The organism is Streptomyces sp. bgisy159, from assembly GCF_057707805.1.
In genome coordinates this window covers 114975-132561 of the sequence record NZ_JBYIQX010000002.1, presented here as the reverse complement: position 1 = coordinate 132561, position 17587 = coordinate 114975, and the positions used below count along the sequence as shown (strand labels likewise).

Below are 17587 nucleotides of genomic sequence, written 5' to 3'. Positions count from 1 at the left end.
CCACCGGGACGGCGGCGCCACCCGTCGGCGCGGTTCGGGTCAGCGGGGGCCGTACTTGCGGCCCGCCCGGGAGCTCACCCCGCCCAGCATCCCGCGCGGCACCAGCTTCGCCGCCCCCATCAGCGCCTTGTACCGCGGGTCCGGGATGGACAGCGACTTGCCGCGTGCCAGGTCGGCCAGCGCCGCGGCGACCAGCTTGTCCGCGTCCAGCCACATCCAGCCCGGGATGCCGTCGGTGCCCATCCCGGCCCGCTCGTGGAACTCGGTGCGCACGAAACCGGGGCACAGGGCCATCAGCCGTACCCCGCTGCCCGCGAGGTCCCGCGCCGCGCCCTGGGTGAACTGCACGACCCACGCCTTGGACGCCCCGTACGTCCCGCGCGGCACGAAGGCCGCCACCGACGCCACGTTGACCACGCCGCCACGGCCCCGCCCGCGCATCGCCTCGGCCGCCGCCGACGTCAGCCGCAGCACCGCCTCGCAGTGCACCTTCAGCATCCGCAGCTCGTCGGCCATCGACACATCGAGATAGCGGCCCTTGTTGCCGAAGCCCGCGTTGTTGACCAGCAGGTCGACGGGCTTGCGGCGGTCGCCGAGCCGCCCGGCGACCGTCTCGATGCCGTCGTCCTCCGCCAGGTCGGCGGTGAGCACCTCCGCCTCGATGCCGTGCCGGTCGTGCAGCTCGGTGGCCTGGCGCCGCAGCCGCTCGGTGTCCCGTGCGACGAGAACCAGATCGTGCCCGTCCGCCGCCAGCCGCCGCGCGAACGCGGCACCGATCCCCGCGGTCGATCCCGTAATCAGAGCCGTTGTCATGGCAGCAGCGTAGTGACCCGGAGTGTGCGCGTCCGCTCCCCGCGGCGTGCCTCGCGGGCGGCCGGGCCGGCGGGCTGCCGACGGGGTACGGGCAGCTCAGCCGCCGTGCCGCTCGACGTACGCGCGGGCGGCCGCCAGGCTCTCCGGGTGCAGCGCGGCACCGGCCGCCAACAGCCTTGGCAGCAGCGTGCGTTCGGTGGTGGCGGCGCGGAACTGCAGCGCCACGGTCACGTCGTGAGCGGGCCGGTGGGCGATCTCGATCGCGTCGCCCGCCCGGATCTCGCCGGGCCGGATCACGCGCAGACAGGCGCCCGGCGCCCCCTGCGCGGTGAACCGCTTCACCCACCGCGGCTCCGCCATGTGGCCCTGGAAGGTGGCGCACGGGATCCGGCTCGCCGTCACCTCCAGCACCACGTCGGGCCCGATCCGCCAGCGCTCGCCGATCAGCGCGCCGGACACGTCCAGGCCGCGGGTCGTGAGGTTCTCGCCGAACATCCCGTTCGCCAGCGGCCGGCGCAGCTCGCGCTCCCAGGCGTCCATGTCCTCGCGAGCCATCGCGTACACCGCCTGGTCGTCACCGCCGTGGTGCTGCTTCTTGCAGACGTCGTCCCCGGCGAGTCCGCTCCCGCCCACGCCCTTGGGCCCGGGCGCCGCCACCCGCACCGGCTCCGTGACCGGCCTCTTGTCGATCCCGGTGAGCCCCCCGGGGCCCTCCGCGTGCGGCACGGCCGCGGCCCGGCCCAGATTGACGGAGAGAAGCGTCATGTTCGGCATGAGGGGCACGCCAGGTGAGCCGGCATCAAAGCATCGACCCATTATTCGCCGCTCCGTCCAAGCCTCGCTTATGCTCGGAGGGTGATCGAGGCCCGTCATCTGCGCGTCCTGCGCGCCGTCGCCGCCACCGGCTCCTTCTCCGCGGCGGGGCGGGAGCTGGGCTGCACCCAGCCCGCCGTCAGTCAGCAGATGAAGGCCCTGGAGGCGTCCGTGGGCACCCCGCTGCTGGTGCGCACCGGCCGCGAGATGCGGCTCACCCAGGCGGGCGAGGCGCTGGTGCGGCACGCCGCCGGCATCCTCGCCGGGCTGACGGCCGCCGAGGAGGAGGTCGCCGCCATCGCCGGGCTGCGGGCCGGCCGGGTGCGGCTGGTCTCCTTCCCCAGCGGCAGCTCCAGCCTGGTCCCCACCGCCCTGGCCGCGCTGCGCGCCGCCCACCCCGGCACCCGGGTCTCCCTGGAGGAGGCCGAGCCGCCCGAGTCGGTCGACAAGCTGCGCGCCGGCGACTGCGACATCGCCCTCGCCTTCCGCTACCAGGACGCCGCCGGCGGCTCGGGGGAGTGGGACGACCTGGTCGTACGGCCGCTGCTGACGGACCGCCTGGTCGGTCTCGTGCCGGAGCGGCACCGGCTGGCGCGGACCGCCCCGGCCGACGCGGTGTCCATCGGCGAACTCGCGGAGGAGCCGTGGATCGCGGGGTGCCCGCGGTGCCGGGGGCAGTTGGTGGAGGTGTGCGAGAGCGCCGGTTTCACGCCCCGGATCGACTTCGCGACCGACGACTATCCGGCGGTCGTCGGACTGGTGGGCGCGGGCCTCGGTGTCGCCGTGCTGCCCCAGCTGGCCCTGGCGTCCGTACGGCCGAGGGGTGCGCGCACGGTGGCGCTGGAACCGGCGGTGCGGCGGGAGATCGTCGCGCTGACGCTGCCCGACCTGGCGCAGGTGCCGGCGGTGGCGGCCACCTTGGACGAGCTGCAGCGGGCGGCGGCTGCGCCCGCGCGGCGGTGACGGCCCCGGAGCAGTGAGAACGGAGGGCGCCGGCCCGCCCTCCGTTCTCGATGTCCGCATCCTTCTGCGGGGAAACGTTCCTTCAATTGTTCGACGCGACGTCCCTGCCACCGGTCGCCGCCGCTGTCACGAGGCGGTTGCGTGCCCGCCCCATGAGCTCCTCGCGTTCGTCCTCGGTCAACCCGCCCCACACGCCGTACGGCTCGCGCACCGCCAGGGCGTGTGCCGCGCACTGGGCGCGGACCGGACACCTCATGCAGACCTCTTTGGCCGAGTTCTCGCGGGCACTCCGGGCCGCCCCGCGCTCGCCCTCGGGATGGAAGAAGAGCGAGCTGTCCACCCCGCGGCAGGCAGCCAGCAGCTGCCAGTCCCACAGGTCCGCGTTCGGTCCGGGAAGGCGGGAGAAATCTGCCATTGCGTGACCCCTTGCAGCCGTTTCGAGCGGATACGGTGCCCACGACCGTACAACTACGATCTAAGGAGATGAAAATATGACTCATTGCGAATCTAGCCTCAGACACCAGGTAATGGGAAGAAATGGGGCCGAACGGGGCACGGGATGTGGTGAAAGCTTGAGGGTCCACCGCGCCTACCTGCACCGTGTCCGCGCCCTCACGTAGAGTGCCGAAGACTGCACGCGGCCCCGTAACTCTTTCGAGTGACCATCGTTGAGAGTGCGAGGCGGTTGAAAACACAAACGCTCGGGCAGGCGTCCGAGACGGTCGACCGCACAGGTGACGATTCGTACCAGCCTGGAGGCACAAGGTGACGCGCATCAGCTGCGGAGGACGGCCATGACTTCCGTCCTCGTCTGTGACGACTCCCCGCTTGCCCGAGAGGCGCTGCGCCGCGCGGTCGCGACCGTGCCCGGCGTCGAGCGCGTGACCACGGCGGCCAACGGCGAGGAAGTCCTCCGCCGCTGGGGCGCCGACCGCTCCGACCTCATCCTGATGGACGTCCGCATGCCCGGTCTGGGCGGCGTCGAGACCGTCCGGCGGCTGCTGTCCGCCGACCCGGGCGCGCGGATCATCATGCTGACGGTCGCCGAGGACCTCGACGGCGTGGCCCTCGCCGTCGCCGCCGGCGCCCGCGGCTACCTGCACAAGGACGCTTCCCGCGCCGAGTTGCGGGCCACCGTCACCCAGGCACTCGCCGACCCGACCTGGCGGCTCGCCCCGCGCCGGCTCCGCTCGGCCGAGATGGGCGCGGCGCCGACGCTCACCGCGCGTGAGATCCAGGTCCTGGAAGGCATGAGCCATGGCCGCTCCAACGCGGAGATCGGCCGCGAACTGTTCCTCTCCGAGGACACCGTCAAGACCCACGCCCGTCGACTGTTCAAGAAGCTCGGCGCCTCCGACCGCGCCCACGCGGTGGCCCTCGGCTTCCGGTGGGGCCTCGTCCGCTGAGCGGCGCCCCGCGAGGTGGCCCGGCCCGGCCGGGCGGCGTCCGCGCCGCAGGCCCCCGCAGGCCGGCCGGGGCCGCGGGGTCGCGCGGTACGCCGTACGGGGCAGGCATCGTACGGCGGGCCTGCGCGCGGTTCGGGCGGGGCGGCACGGGCCCGTCCCGGTGCCCGGTGCTCGTTTCGCCGCGGATGCCGCATCCTTGAGGTGTGGAGTTCCTCGGGGACGAGTCGGGAGAGCGGAAGGGGAGGGCGCAGGGGATGACTTCCGGCGCACCTGCTCATAACGCTTCGGTGCACAACGACGGGCGCGGAGCGGCGGACCGTTCGGCCGCAGGGCACCATGGACCGATGCGCGACGACGAGGCGGTCAGTTCTGCCCAGGGGGCGATCGGCGGACTCGTCCTACGCGCGGTGGACGGCGACGAGCAGGCCACCCACGACCTGCTCGCCCACGTCCACCCCCTGGCGTTGCGCTACTGCCGTACCCGGCTGTCCCGGCTGCCCGGCGACGCCCGTCACTTCGTCGAGGACCTGGCACAGGAGGTCTGCGTCGCCGTCCTCCTCGCCCTGCCGCGCTACAAGGACACCGGCCGTCCCTTCGAGGCGTTCGTGTTCGCCATCGCCGCGCACAAGGTGGCCGATCTGCAGCGGGCCGCGATGCGCGGCCCCGGGTCCACGGCCGTGCCGTCCGACGAGATGCCGGAGCGGCCGGACGACTCCCTCGGCCCCGAGGAGCGCGCCCTGCTCAGCAGCGACGCCGAGTGGGCGAAGAAACTGCTGGCCAACCTGCCCGAGAACCAGCGCGAACTGCTGCTGCTGCGGATCGCCGTCGGCCTGACCGCCGAGGAGACCGGCCAGATGTTGGGAATGTCACCCGGCGCCGTCCGGGTCGCCCAGCATCGCGCGCTCAGCCGGCTGCGCGCCCTCGCCGAGCAGTAGGACGGGCCCGCAGGCCGTTGGCCGCACCTTTGTTGAACAGGCGACCCCGCGTTTCCGTACGAACATACGAAGCCGTGAGCGGTCCCGAACCGTGGAATGAGACGGGTCCATCTCCCGTTAGCATGGACATCCGCACCGATCAAGGCCATTTGGGGAAGGTGTCATGACTGCCAACGTCGACGGAGTGCCCGACAAATTCGCGACGCTCGGGCTGACCTACGACGACGTGCTGCTGCTGCCGGGCCCGTCGGACATGGCACCCGACGAGATCGACACCGCCTCGTACGTCTCCAAGAACGTGCGGGTGAACATCCCGCTGCTGTCCGCCGCCATGGACAAGGTCACCGAGTCGCGCATGGCGATCGCGATGGCCCGTCAGGGCGGCGTCGGCGTTCTGCACCGCAACCTGTCCATCGAGGACCAGGCCAACCAGGTCGACCTGGTCAAGCGCTCCGAGTCCGGCATGGTGACCGACCCGATCACCATCCACCCGGACGCCACGCTCGCCGAGGCCGACGCGCTGTGCGGCAGGTTCCGGATCAGCGGGGTGCCGGTCACCGACGGCGACAAGAAGCTGCTGGGCATCGTCACCAACCGCGACATGGCCTTCGAGTCGGACCGCTCGCGCCGGGTGCGCGAGGTCATGACCCCGATGCCGCTGGTCACCGGCAAGGTCGGTATCTCCGGTGTCGAGGCCATGGAGCTGCTGCGCAAGCACAAGATCGAGAAGCTGCCCCTGGTCGACGACCACGGCGTGCTCAAGGGCCTGATCACCGTCAAGGACTTCGTCAAGGCGGAGAAGTACCCGAGCGCCGCCAAGGACGCCGAGGGCCGGCTCCTCGTCGGCGCCGCGGTCGGTGTCGCCGGTGACGCCTTCGAGCGGGCCCAGGCGCTGATCGAGGCGGGCGTCGACTTCATCGTCGTCGACACCGCCCACGGCCACTCCCGGCTGGTCGGCGACATGATCGCCAAGATCAAGTCCAACCACACGCGCGTCGACGTCATCGGCGGCAACGTCGCCACCCGGGACGGCGCCCAGGCGCTCGTCGACGCGGGCGCCGACGGCATCAAGGTCGGCGTCGGCCCCGGCTCCATCTGCACCACCCGCGTGGTCGCCGGTGTCGGCGTCCCGCAGGTCACGGCCATCTACGAGGCCGCGCAGGCGGCCCGCGCGGCCGGTGTCCCGGTCATCGGGGACGGCGGCCTGCAGTACTCCGGCGACATCGCCAAGGCCCTCGTCGCCGGCGCCGACACCGTGATGCTGGGCTCGCTGCTCGCCGGCTGCGAGGAGTCGCCGGGCGAGCTGCTGTTCATCAACGGCAAGCAGTTCAAGTCGTACCGCGGCATGGGCTCGCTGGGTGCCATGCAGACCCGCGGCGACCGCAAGTCGTTCTCCAAGGACCGCTACTTCCAGGAGGGCGTCGCCTCCGACGAGCAGCTGGTGCCCGAGGGCATCGAGGGCCAGGTCCCCTACCGCGGACCGCTGTCCTCCGTCGTCCACCAGCTGGTCGGCGGCCTGCGCCAGTCGATGTTCTACGTCGGCGGCCGGACGGTCCCGGACCTCCAGGCCAACGGCCGCTTCGTGCGGATCACCTCCGCCGGCCTGAAGGAGTCCCACCCGCACGACATCCAGATGACGGTCGAGGCGCCGAACTACAGCCGCAACAAGTAGGCCGCGACCACCGCCGCGAACGCCGACGAGGGCGGCCCCGGGACACTCGGGGCCGCCCTCGTCGTGCCCGTCGGCGATACTGGGAGACGCTGAAACGCATCAGGGAAAGGCCACACATCGTGACTGAGATCGAGATCGGGCGCGGCAAGCGCGGCCGCCGGGCGTACGCCTTCGACGACATCGCCGTCGTCCCCAGCCGCCGTACGCGGGACCCGAAGGAGGTCTCGATCGCCTGGCAGATCGACGCCTACCGCTTCGAGCTGCCCTTCCTGGCCGCCCCCATGGACTCCGTCGTCTCGCCGGCCACCGCGATCCGGATCGGCGAGCTGGGCGGCCTCGGCGTGCTCAACCTGGAAGGGCTCTGGACGCGGTACGAGGACCCGCAGCCGCTGCTGGACGAGATCGCCGGGCTGCCGGTCGAGACGGCCACCCGCCGGCTGCAGGAGATCTACGCCGCGCCGATCAAGGAGGAGCTGATCGGGCAGCGCATCAAGGAGGTGCGCGACTCCGGTGTGGTCACCGCCGCCGCGCTCTCCCCGCAGCGCACCGCCCAGTTCTCCAAGGCCGTCGTCGACGCCGGCGTGGACATCTTCGTCATCCGCGGCACCACGGTGTCGGCGGAGCACGTCTCCGGCTCGCACGAGCCGCTGAACCTGAAGCAGTTCATCTACGAGCTCGACGTCCCCGTGATCGTCGGCGGCTGCGCCACCTACACCGCCGCCCTGCACCTGATGCGCACCGGCGCGGCGGGCGTGCTGGTCGGCTTCGGCGGCGGCGCCGCGCACACCACGCGCAGCGTGCTGGGCATCCAGGTGCCGATGGCGACCGCGGTGGCCGACGTGGCCGCGGCCCGCCGGGACTACATGGACGAGTCCGGCGGCCGGTACGTGCACGTGATCGCGGACGGCGGGGTCGGCTGGTCCGGCGACCTGCCCAAGGCGATCGCCTGCGGCGCCGACGCCGTGATGATGGGTTCCCCGCTGGCCCGCGCGACCGACGCGCCGGGCAAGGGCCACCACTGGGGCATGGAGGCCGTCAACGAGGAGCTGCCGCGCGGCAAGAAGGTCGGCCTCGGCACGGTCGGCACCATCGAGGAGGTCCTGACCGGGCCGTCCCACACGCCCGACGGCTCGATGAACTTCTTCGGCGCCCTGCGCCGCGCCATGGCCACCACCGGCTACAGCGAGCTGAAGGAGTTCCAGCGCGTCGAGGTGACGGTGGCGGACTCCCAGCACTGACCGCGAACGACGGCTGAGGTCCGGTCCGTACGACGGCTGAGGGCCGGTCACCCGGGTGGGTGACCGGCCCTCGCTGTTCGGCGCGGGCGCCTACGCGGCGGCCTTCTTCGCGGCGGAGAAGGCGGCGGCGCCGGCCAGCGCGAAGAACAGGAAGGTGAGCGGGTCGGCGTCCTCCTTCCAGAGCTTGTGCAGGTCACCGAAGTGCTCGAAGAAGACCTCGTTGAAGCTCACGGGGAACTCCTTGGTGACGAGGATCGCCTCGCCGACCATCTGGCCGAGGTAGACCGCGCCCAGCGCCAGGACGGCACCGATCACCGGGAGAGCGGGGTTGCGGCCGCCGATCTTGCCGGCCGCGAGGCCGACGACGAAGCCGACGCCGACGGCGGCCCAGCCGATCTCGTGCTTGGTGGCGCCGATGATCCCGCCGTAGACACCGGCCACGACCACCGCGGCGGCGACGGCGGCCAGGATGCCGAGACCCATGCTGTTCCGGCCCGGCGCGGGCGGCGGCGGGAACCCGCCGGGCTGCTGGGCGAAGGGGTTGCCCGGCGCCGGGTGCGGGGCGTAGGGGGCGCCGCCCGGCTGCTGGGGGTACGGGGTTCCGGCCGCGGGCTGCTGGCCGTACGGGGCCTGCGGCTGCTGCTGGGCGTACGGGTTGCCGTCGGCGGGCTGGTTCGGCGGCGGAGTTGGTTGGGTCATGACAGCTGGTTCCCCCCACGGGACCGGAGACAGGAAGAGAGCGGCGATATCCGCGCACACGTGTGCGAAGAGTCGCCGCAGAGTAGCAGGGGGCGGTCGCTGTCTTCACCTGCGAATTCGCAGGACGGCACCCGGGCGTGCGGTCGGGGGCGTGCCCATGGGCCGTCGCCACAAGCCCACTCGCCGGGATCGGATCCGGCTCTGGCTGGTGAAGTGCCGGAGGAGGTTGCGGATCTTCCGTTGGTGAGCGGCCGCCCCTCTCAGAGCCAGGGGCGGACACCCGTGAATGAGCCCGGAGCCCGCCGCAGTGACCGCTGCGGTGGGCTCCACCGGTGCCCAAGCTGCCGGCGCCGGGTGCCGGCACCCACCGGCCTCGCAGCACCTGCACCCGCGCGCCCCCTCACAGCCGGTGCGCCGCCCCCGTCGGAGTGGCCCCCCGCGTGTCGAGCAGCAACTGTGCCTTCACCGACAGGCCCTGGAGGTCGTACGTGCGGTGCTGCTGGAGCAGGATCGTCAGGTCGGCGTCGGCGGCGGCGTCGTAGAGGGCGTCGGCGCGGGGGACGGGGCGGTCGTGGACGGTCCAGGACGGGATGTGCGGGTCGTGGTAGCTGACCTCGGCGCCCAGTTCCATCAGGCGGCCGGCGATCTCCCGGGCCGGAGTGCCCTGCAGGTCGGCTAGGTCGGGTTTGTAGGTGACGCCGAGGAGCAGGACGCGGGCGCCGCGCGCGGACTTGCCGTGCTCGTTGAGGAGGGCGGCGGCGCGCTGCACGACGTAGCGGGGCATGCGGCTGTTGACCTGCTGGGCCAGCTCCACCAGGCGCAGCGGACCGCCGGGACGGCCGGGCAGGTCGGTGCGGTCCAGGGGTACGGCGTGGCCGCCGACGCCGGGCCCGGGGCGGAACGCCTGGAAGCCGAACGGTTTGGTCTCCGCGCAGCGGATGACGTCCCACAGGTCGACGCCGAGGTCGTGGCAGAGCACGGCCATCTCGTTGACGAGCGCCATGTTGACGTGCCGGAAGTTGGTCTCCAGCAGGTGCACGGTCTCGGCCTCGCGCAGCCCGCGCGCGCGGACCACCTTCTCGGTGAGGCGGCCGTAGAAGGCGGCGGCCGACTCGGTGCAGGCGGGGGTGAGGCCGCCGATGACCTTCGGGGTGTTGGCGGGTGTGAAGACGCGGTTGCCGGGGTCGACCCGGCAGGGGGAGTAGGCGAGTTGGAAGTCGCGGCCGGCGCGCAGCCCGGAGCTCTCCTCCAGCAGGGGGCGCAGGAAGCCCTCCGTGGTGCCGGGGTGGACCGCCGACTCCAGGATGACCGTGGTGTGCGGGCGCAGATGGCCGGCGAGGGTGCGCGCGGCCTTCTCCACCTGGCCGAGGTCGAGTCCGCCGTCCGCGCCGCGCGGGGTGGGCGCGCAGATCACGGCGGTGCGGACGCGGCCCAGTTCGGCCGGGTTCGCGGTGGGGCGGAAGCCCCCGGCGAGCATGCGGCGCAGTTCGGCGGGGCTGAGGGAGCCCGTCTGCGGTCCGGTGGGGTAGCCGAGGGTGGGGATGCCGGCGGCCACGGCGGCCTGGGCCAGGGGCAGGCCGAGCGGGCCGAGTCCGATGACGGCGAGATCTGCGGGCATGGCGTGGGCCGTCCTTCCCGATAGCCGAAGTGGGACAGGCGCGCAAGCCCTGTGGACAGGATGAGCGAGCGCAATGTCAGACTAGGAGTAAATATGACCGATATGCGGCATTGATCGGTTGTGTTGTCCGGTCGGAGTGGTCCGACCGGATGCCTCAGTTCCGCGCCGGTTGTCCGCAGGCTGGGGGTGAGTGGTGGCTGAACCCGGGCAACCCGGTCAGAATCTGGGCATGAGGTAGGGGCTACGCGACACCGGACGGACAGCGGGAGGCAGCGGTGAGGACAGCGGCACTGGGACCGGCGCAGCGGGCGGAGTCACTGGCGGCCATGGCCGAACGCGAACTGGACGTGCTGGTCGTCGGAGGCGGCGTGGTCGGGGCGGGCACCGCCCTCGACTCCGCGACCCGCGGCCTGTCCACCGGTCTGGTGGAGGCGCGGGACTGGGCGTCGGGCACCTCCAGCCGGTCCAGCAAGCTCATCCACGGCGGCCTGCGCTACCTGGAGATGCTCGACTTCACGCTGGTGCGCGAGGCGCTCAAGGAACGCGGACTGCTGCTGGAGCGCCTCGCCCCCCACCTCGTCCGGCCCGTGCCGTTCCTGTACCCCTTGCGGCACAAGGGCTGGGAGCGGCTCTACGCGGGCTCCGGCGTCGCCCTGTACGACATGATGTCCCTGGCCCGGGGCCACGGACGAGGGCTGCCCGCCCACCGTCACCTGAGCCGCCGTCACGCCCTGCGCGTGGCGCCCGCGCTGAAGAAGGACGCGCTGGTCGGCGCGCTCCAGTACTACGACGCGCAGATGGACGACGCCCGCTTCGTCACCACGCTGGTGCGCACGTCCGCCGCGTACGGCGCGAAGGTGGCCAACCGGGCCCGCGTGACCGGCTTCCTGCGTGAGGGCGAGCGGGTGGTGGGCGCGCGCGTGCGGGACGTCGAGGGCGGCGGCGAGTACGAGATCCGGGCCAAGCAGCTCGTCAACGCCACCGGGGTGTGGACCGACGACACCCAGGCGATGGTCGGCTCGCGCGGGCAGTTCCACGTGCGCGCCTCCAAGGGCATCCACCTGGTCGTGCCCCGGGACCGCATCAACTCCGCCACCGGGCTCATCCTGCGCACCGAGAAGTCCGTCCTCTTCGTCATCCCCTGGGGCCGGCACTGGATCATCGGCACCACCGACACCTCCTGGGACCTCGACAAGGCCCACCCCGCGGCCTCCAGCGCGGACATCGACTACCTGCTGGAGCATGTGAACGAGGTCCTCGCGGTGCCCCTGACCAGAGACGACGTCGAGGGCGTGTACGCGGGGCTGCGCCCGCTGCTGGCCGGCGAGTCCGACGCCACCAGCAAGCTCTCGCGCGAGCACACCGTGGCCCACCCCGTGCCGGGGCTGGTCGTCGTCGCCGGCGGCAAGTACACGACGTACCGGGTGATGGCCAAGGATGCCGTCGACGAGGCCGTGCACGCGCTCGACCTGCGGGTCGCCGACTGCGTCACCGAGGACGTGCCCCTGCTCGGCGCGGAGGGCTACCGGGCGCTGTGGAACGCCCGGGCCCGGATCGCCGCCCGCACCGGTCTGCACGTGGTGCGGATCGAGCATCTGCTGGGCCGCTTCGGATCGATGGCCGAGGAGGTCCTCGACCTCGTCGCCGCCGATCCGTCGCTGGGCGAACCGCTGCACTCCGCCGACGACTACCTGCGTGCCGAGGTCGTCTACGCCGCCTCCCACGAGGGGGCCCGGCACCTCGACGACGTACTGACCCGGCGCACCCGCATCTCCATCGAGACCTTCGACCGGGGCACCCGGTGCGCCCGGGAGGCCGCCGAGCTGATGGCGCCCGTCCTCGGCTGGGACAAGGACCACGTGGAACGCGAGGTCCGGCACTACGAGAAGCGGGTCGAGGCCGAGCGCGAGTCCCAGTTGCAGCCCGACGACCACACGGCGGACGCGGCGCGGCTCGGAGCGCCCGACATCGTGCCGTTGTGAGTCACGCTCAGTCCCCGGGTGCGGGCGCTGAGTTGAGTGGCCGAACCGTGACGGGGGGATTGGCCGGAATATGCCCCTGGGTGGGGGTGTAGAGGGGCCCCTGGGCGTCGGGCACTTGCCGCGTGGGGGACAATGGAGGCTCTGTCAGGGCGGTTTGCTTGAGGGGACGCATGTCGGAGGCGGAGCGGGCGGGGACACCCCGTCAGGACAAGAGCGCACGTCTCCTCGCCGGGCGGTACCGGCTGGGAGACGTACTCGGCCGCGGCGGCATGGGGACGGTGTGGCGCGCCGAGGACGAGACCCTCGGGCGGACCGTCGCCGTCAAGGAGCTGCGGTTCCCGTCGAACATCGACGAGGAGGAGAAGCGCCGGCTGATCACCCGGACCCTGCGCGAGGCCAAGGCCATCGCCCGGATCCGCAACAACAGCGCGGTGACCGTCTTCGACGTGGTCGACGAGGACGACCGGCCGTGGATCGTGATGGAACTGGTCGAGGGCAAGTCGCTCGCCGAGGTCATCCGCGAGGACGGCGTGCTCGACCCGCGGCGCGCCGCCGAGGTCGGCCTTGCCATTCTCGACGTCCTGCGCTCGGCACACCGCGAGGGCATCCTGCACCGCGACGTGAAGCCGTCCAACGTGCTGCTGGAGACCGGCACCGACCGGGTCGTGCTCACCGACTTCGGCATCGCCCAGGTCGAGGGCGACCCGTCCATCACCTCCACCGGCATGCTCGTCGGCGCCCCCTCCTACATCTCCCCGGAGCGCGCCCGCGGCCACCGGCCGGGCCCCGCCGCCGACCTGTGGTCGCTCGGCGGTCTGCTCTACGCGGCCGTCGAGGGCACCCCGCCCTACGACAAGGGCTCGGCGATCGCCACCCTCACCGCCGTGATGACCGAACCGCTGGAGGAGCCGAAGAACGCCGGCCCGCTGCGGGACGTCATCTACGGCCTGCTCAACAAGGACCCGGCCCTGCGCCTCGACGACGCGGGCGCGCGGGCCATGTTCAACCGGGTGATCCACGCGCCCGCCCCCCAGGACGCCCCGCCGGCGGACGCGACGAAGATCGTGCCGCTGCCCGCGCAGCCGGACCGCGGGTCCGGCGACAAGAGCGGGTCCGGTGGCGAGGCGGCCGAGAAGCTGCGCGGTGCGCTGCGGTCGGTCCGCAAGGCCGCCGTGGCAGCGGGGGCGGCGACCACGGCGGCGTCCCGGGGACGCTCCGGGGGCGAGAGGGACGCGGCGGGTGTCGCGAGCACTTCGCGTGCGGCGGGTGGCGTCGGCGGCTCCACCGCGGCGCCGGGTGCGCGCGGCGGCGCGGCGACGGAGGGCGGTGCCGCGACCACGGCCGCGTTCGGGGCTCCGACGGTGTCCCCGGCCGGATCCGGTGGCTCCGGCCGGGGCGCGGCCGGCGGCGCCGGGGTGCCCGGTGCTGCGGGGCCGGCCGACACGTCCCGCGGACCGGGCGGCGAGGCAGGCATTCCGGGCGGCGGGCGCAGCTCCGGCTGGCCCGTGATGACGCCGCCGGCCGATCTGCCGCCGCCCCGGCCGGTCCCGAGGGCACCGCTGACGGACGTCGTGCCGAGGCGCACCCTGGTGATCATCGCCGTGGTGGCCGTCCTGGCGGTCCTGGGGACCGTCCTCGCCCTCGTGTTCGGCGGGGGCGACGACACCAAGGGCGCCGACGACGGCGGTGCGCGGCAGGTGGCCGGCGGTGCCGCGAGCGCCGACACCAAGGACGACACCGACGACGGCGCCCGCACGGACGGGGCCTCCTCCCCGTCCGGCGCGGACCCGGCCGCCGGGGCGGACGCCTCCTCCGAGGGGAACCGCGGGGCCACTCCGGACGGGGCCGCCGCCACCGGGGGCGCCGGCGCTCAGGTGTCCCCGGGCACGGGCGGCGGTACGGCCGCCGCGACGACGTATCCGGGCGGCCAGGGATACTCCATCGGCCTGCCCGCCGGGTGGAAGTTCCAGACGACCGGCTCGGCCGGCGACCGCTTCACCGGCCCAGACGGGCAGAAGCTGCTGATCGGCTGGACCAGCACACCCAAGGACGACCCGGTCGCCGACTGGGAGAACCAGGCGCGCTACATGAAGCGCGCCCAGTACCGCAAGATCCGAATAGAGCAGGTGGACTACCGGGGCTGGAACACGGCCGACTGGGAGTTCACGTACGCGGAGGACGGCACGACGTACCGGACGATCGACCGGGGCTTCGTCGTCGACGACCACCAGGGCTACGCGCTGATGTACACGGCGAAGGCCGACGGCTGGGACGGCGCGCAGCGGCTCGCCGCCTGGGAGACGTTCACCAGGACGTTCCAGCCCAAGGACTGACGGCACGTCCGGGAGCCGGGCGCGCGACGCGCAGGGGAATCCGGGGCCGATCCCCGAACGGAAGCCCGAACCGAGGCATCAGATCTGGCATCCCCTCTTTGCGGGTTGCCTCCGGCACGTATCGTGAGTGCTTGCGGACCGTACGCAGCCGCGTGGGCGCGCGGAACGGAGCGCGTCACGAACGGATTTGACCGACCGGGCGGCCGGGGGAGGCATCGTGGACGACTATGCGGGGCGGGTGCTCGCCGACCGCTACCGCCTGCCGCTGCCGCCCGCCGACGCGTACGAACTCACCGAGACGCGGGCCTTCGACACCTACAGCGGGCAGGAAGTCCTGGTGCGCCAGGTGCCGTTGCCGGAGGTCGTCGAGGCGGAGGTGCTGGACGCGGAGGGGCTGCCCGACGGGTTCACGGCCCGGGAGTACGCACGGCCCGGGCAGCACGGGCAGCACGGCGGTCCCGGCCGCGCGGCCGGGGCGGCGCGGCGGCCCGCCGACCCCACCGTACGGCGGGCGGTGGAGGCCGCGCAGGCGGCGGCCCGGATACCCGACCATCCCCGGCTCGACCAGGTCTTCGACGTGTTCGCCGAGGGCGGTTCGCTGTGGGTCGTCAGCGAGTTGGTGGCCGCGCGCCCGCTGTCCGCGCTGCTCGCCGAGCGGTCGTTGACGCCGTACCGGGCGGCCGAGGTCGCCTCCGACGTGCTCACCGCGCTGCGGGTGCTGCACGCGCACGGCTGGGTGCACCGCAACATCACCGCCCGTACGGTCCTCGTCTGCGAGGACGGCCGGGTCATGCTGACCGGCCTCGCGGTCGGCGCCGCGGAGGAGGCCCTGTGCGGCTACGACCCGGTCCCGGCGGAGCCCGAGCCCCTGCCGGGCTCCGGGACCCCGGCCGGCGGCGCGGCTGACGGCGGGACCGCCGACGGCCGCGGTCCCACCGGCCCTGCGGGCGGCGCCGGCGGCGCCGGACACGGGCCGGGCACCTTCGGTGGTGCGGCGTACGGCGCGGCGGGGTCCGGTCGGGCCGGTGAGCGGGGCATGACCGCGGCTGAGGCCGAGGCCGCCCGGCGTGCGGCCATCGAGGCGCGGGCGGCGGGCGGGCTGCCACCGCTGTCCGGGGGCGGCGGCGCTCCCGGGGGCTCGGCGCCGGGTGCCCCGGCTCCCCGCGCCCTGGAGTCCAACGGCGATGTCAGAGCGGCCCGGGCCGGTGCCATCGCCGCCTACCGCGCGGGCGCGCGGGCGGCGGCGCGGGTCCAGGAGGCCCAGCAGAACGGCGCGGCGGCCCTGCCGGCCTCGCGCACGCAGGGCGCGGGCCCGGACGACCCCTCGCCCTCCTCGACGCCCTCGACGCCCTCGACTTTCTTGCCGTACGCGAACGGACGCACGGGCCAGGGGACCGACGACACCGCCACCGGGGGAACCGCCCTCCCGCCCGGGCAGATCGTCGACCCCTACGGCGTGCGGCGCCCGCCCGGCGCCATGCCCCCCGTGCCGCCCGGGTTCGAGCTCCTCGCCCCGGGCGGGCATCCTTCGGCGCCGGCCGGTGGCGACCCCCTCGGACCCCCGAGCGGGCAGCGGAACCCCGGCGCCCCTGTGCCCGCCGTGCCCGCCCCGCACACCGCACCCGGGGTCCCCGCCGTACCGGACGGCTGTGCCGCCCCGCCGGAAGGGACCGCGTCCCGCTGGGGCGGTTCCGACGCGGAGCGGGCCGGCGCCCGGGGCCCCGCCACCGCGCTGGCGGCCGAGCGGGCGCGCCAGGCGCGGATGGCCGTCGTGGGGCCGGTGACCGAGCGGTGGGCGCCCGAGCAGGCCGGACCGGTGCACGAGAACTGGCAGTTGGCGGCGCCCATCGGCCCCGCGACCGACCTGTGGGCGCTCGGCGCGCTGCTCTTCCGGGCCGTCCAGGGGCACGCCCCCTACCCGGAGGAGTCCACGGCCGACCTGGTGCAGATGGTGTGCGCCGAGCCGCCCGCCTTCGCCGAGGAGTGCGGCCCGCTGCGCCCGGTCGTGGAGTCGCTGCTGCGTCAGGACCCCACCGAACGACCCGACTTCGAGGAACTGCGCGGCTGGCTGCGCTCCCTGGTCAGGTCGGCGCCCGAGCCGGAGGCCGGCACCCATGTCGTCGCCGCGCCGCCCACCGACCCGAAGCGGCTGCCGATCGTGCGCCGCAGGGGCGAACTGGTGCGCAGGCGGCGGGCCGCCCTGCCCGCGCACCACGGCCGGCACAAGCGGCGGGAGACGGACCGTTCGCCGCGCAGCCTGGGCCGGACGCTGCTGGTGGTGATACTGCTGGCGCTGGCGGCGGCGGTCGCGTACGCCATGCTCTTCATGCCCAAGGCCGACGGCGGCGACGGCACCGAGCGCACCGGATCGGCCGGTTCCCCCACCGGATCGGCCGGTTCCCCCACCGACTCGGCCGGCGGGCCCGCGTCGGCGAGCGGCGAACCCCGGCCCGACGAGCGGACCCAGACCTCCCCCGCCCCCCGGCACAGCGGGAGTTCGGCGCCCGAGACCCAGTCCGGTGCCGGCCCCGCCGTCGCCGACGGCTTCACCCTGCGCACGGACCCGGCGGGCTTCCGCATCGCCGTCGCCGACGGCTGGGACCGCACGCCGGGCAACGGCAACGGCCAAGTGGTGTACTCCCACAGCGGCTTCACGCTGATCGTGGTCCCCGGGCGGGACTCGGCCGGGCGGTACGGCAGCGACCCGATGACCTACCAGCGGGAGAAGGAGAGCGAACTCCAGCCCTACCGCAACTCCAGCTGGGCCACCGCCTCCGGGCTGCGCACCACCACGGTGGGCGGACGCACCATGGCCGAGGGGCAGTTCACCTGGACCGGCGGCGACGGCCGGGAACTCTTCGTGCGCAACCTCGCGATCCTCCTCGGCGGTCGCTACCACGTCGTCCAGGTACGCGGCCCGGAGGCCGAGCGCGACGAGGTGACCCGACTGTACGAACAGGCGTCCGCGACCTACGAGTACACCGGCTGAGCGGGCTGGCGGGCACCGGCTGAGCGGGCCGCGGACACCGGCCGGGCCGACGGCCGGCGGCCGGTCTCCCGACGGTGGCGCGAGCGACAACCGTCACAGTGCGGTCACCGTGACACCCCGCCGGTT

At 73.7% G+C, this 17587-nt stretch carries 13 protein-coding genes; 8 read left to right on the top strand and 5 right to left on the bottom strand.

Annotated elements, in window-relative coordinates:
* Window positions 1-39 precede the first annotated feature (39 nt).
* Together AC3ET3_RS02565 and AC3ET3_RS02560 are read right to left on the bottom strand one after the other, a co-directional pair.
* Window positions 40-813 carry an SDR family NAD(P)-dependent oxidoreductase gene (locus AC3ET3_RS02565; RefSeq protein WP_435611542.1) on the bottom strand — a complete coding sequence of 258 codons (774 nt, stop codon included), beginning with the start codon at window positions 811-813 and terminating at the stop codon, window positions 40-42.
* 96 nt (window positions 814-909) lie between these two features.
* Window positions 910-1578 carry an MOSC domain-containing protein gene (locus AC3ET3_RS02560; protein ID WP_432134961.1) on the bottom strand — a complete coding sequence of 223 codons (669 nt, stop codon included), beginning with the start codon at window positions 1576-1578 and terminating at the stop codon, window positions 910-912.
* A gap of 90 nt (window positions 1579-1668) precedes the next feature.
* Between AC3ET3_RS02560 and AC3ET3_RS02555 the strand changes: the two genes are divergently transcribed.
* Window positions 1669-2589, top strand: a complete 921-nt coding sequence (locus AC3ET3_RS02555) for a LysR family transcriptional regulator (protein WP_432134960.1) — start codon at window positions 1669-1671, stop codon at window positions 2587-2589.
* Between the two features lie 82 nt (window positions 2590-2671).
* On the opposite strand, the gene AC3ET3_RS02550 is transcribed toward AC3ET3_RS02555, so the two are convergent.
* Window positions 2672-3004 (bottom strand): WhiB family transcriptional regulator, encoded by a 333-nt coding sequence (locus AC3ET3_RS02550; RefSeq protein WP_432134959.1) that lies wholly within the window; start codon window positions 3002-3004, stop codon window positions 2672-2674.
* Between the two features lie 379 nt (window positions 3005-3383).
* Here AC3ET3_RS02550 and AC3ET3_RS02545 point away from each other — a divergent pair, with 379 nt between their 5' ends.
* The 4 genes from AC3ET3_RS02545 (at window position 3384) to AC3ET3_RS02530 (ending at window position 7840) form a co-directional block, all read left to right on the top strand.
* The gene (locus AC3ET3_RS02545) at window positions 3384-3995 is read left to right on the top strand and encodes a response regulator transcription factor (RefSeq protein ID WP_003948568.1); all 612 of its coding nucleotides are present in this window, start codon (window positions 3384-3386) and stop codon (window positions 3993-3995) included.
* A gap of 344 nt (window positions 3996-4339) precedes the next feature.
* Entirely contained in the window at window positions 4340-4930 is a 591-nt protein-coding gene (locus AC3ET3_RS02540) for a sigma-70 family RNA polymerase sigma factor (RefSeq protein WP_432134958.1), read from the top strand.
* Window positions 4931-5093: 163 nt separating this feature from the next.
* Window positions 5094-6602 carry an IMP dehydrogenase gene (gene guaB / locus AC3ET3_RS02535; RefSeq protein ID WP_432134957.1) on the top strand — a complete coding sequence of 503 codons (1509 nt, stop codon included), beginning with the start codon at window positions 5094-5096 and terminating at the stop codon, window positions 6600-6602.
* Window positions 6603-6721: 119 nt separating this feature from the next.
* Window positions 6722-7840 carry a GuaB3 family IMP dehydrogenase-related protein gene (locus tag AC3ET3_RS02530; RefSeq protein ID WP_432134956.1) on the top strand — a complete coding sequence of 373 codons (1119 nt, stop codon included), beginning with the start codon at window positions 6722-6724 and terminating at the stop codon, window positions 7838-7840.
* Between the two features lie 90 nt (window positions 7841-7930).
* On the opposite strand, the gene AC3ET3_RS02525 is transcribed toward AC3ET3_RS02530, so the two are convergent.
* Together AC3ET3_RS02525 and AC3ET3_RS02520 are read right to left on the bottom strand one after the other, a co-directional pair.
* Complete coding sequence (locus AC3ET3_RS02525; RefSeq protein ID WP_432134955.1) at window positions 7931-8539, bottom strand: hypothetical protein; 609 nt, start codon at window positions 8537-8539, stop codon at window positions 7931-7933.
* A 400-nt stretch (window positions 8540-8939) separates the two neighbouring features.
* Window positions 8940-10157 (bottom strand): nucleotide sugar dehydrogenase, encoded by a 1218-nt coding sequence (locus AC3ET3_RS02520; RefSeq protein ID WP_432134954.1) that lies wholly within the window; start codon window positions 10155-10157, stop codon window positions 8940-8942.
* 275 nt (window positions 10158-10432) lie between these two features.
* On the opposite strand from AC3ET3_RS02520, the gene AC3ET3_RS02515 reads away from it, so the two are divergent.
* The 3 genes from AC3ET3_RS02515 to AC3ET3_RS02505 all read left to right on the top strand — a co-directional run bounded on the left by AC3ET3_RS02515 (window position 10433) and on the right by AC3ET3_RS02505 (window position 17461).
* Complete coding sequence (locus tag AC3ET3_RS02515; protein WP_435611541.1) at window positions 10433-12139, top strand: glycerol-3-phosphate dehydrogenase/oxidase; 1707 nt, start codon at window positions 10433-10435, stop codon at window positions 12137-12139.
* Between the two features lie 170 nt (window positions 12140-12309).
* The gene (locus tag AC3ET3_RS02510) at window positions 12310-14472 is read left to right on the top strand and encodes a serine/threonine-protein kinase (protein WP_435611540.1); all 2163 of its coding nucleotides are present in this window, start codon (window positions 12310-12312) and stop codon (window positions 14470-14472) included.
* A 217-nt stretch (window positions 14473-14689) separates the two neighbouring features.
* On the top strand, window positions 14690-17461 hold the full coding sequence (locus tag AC3ET3_RS02505) for a protein kinase (RefSeq protein WP_435611539.1): 2772 nt from the start codon (window positions 14690-14692) through the stop codon (window positions 17459-17461).
* Window positions 17462-17587 lie beyond the last annotated feature (126 nt).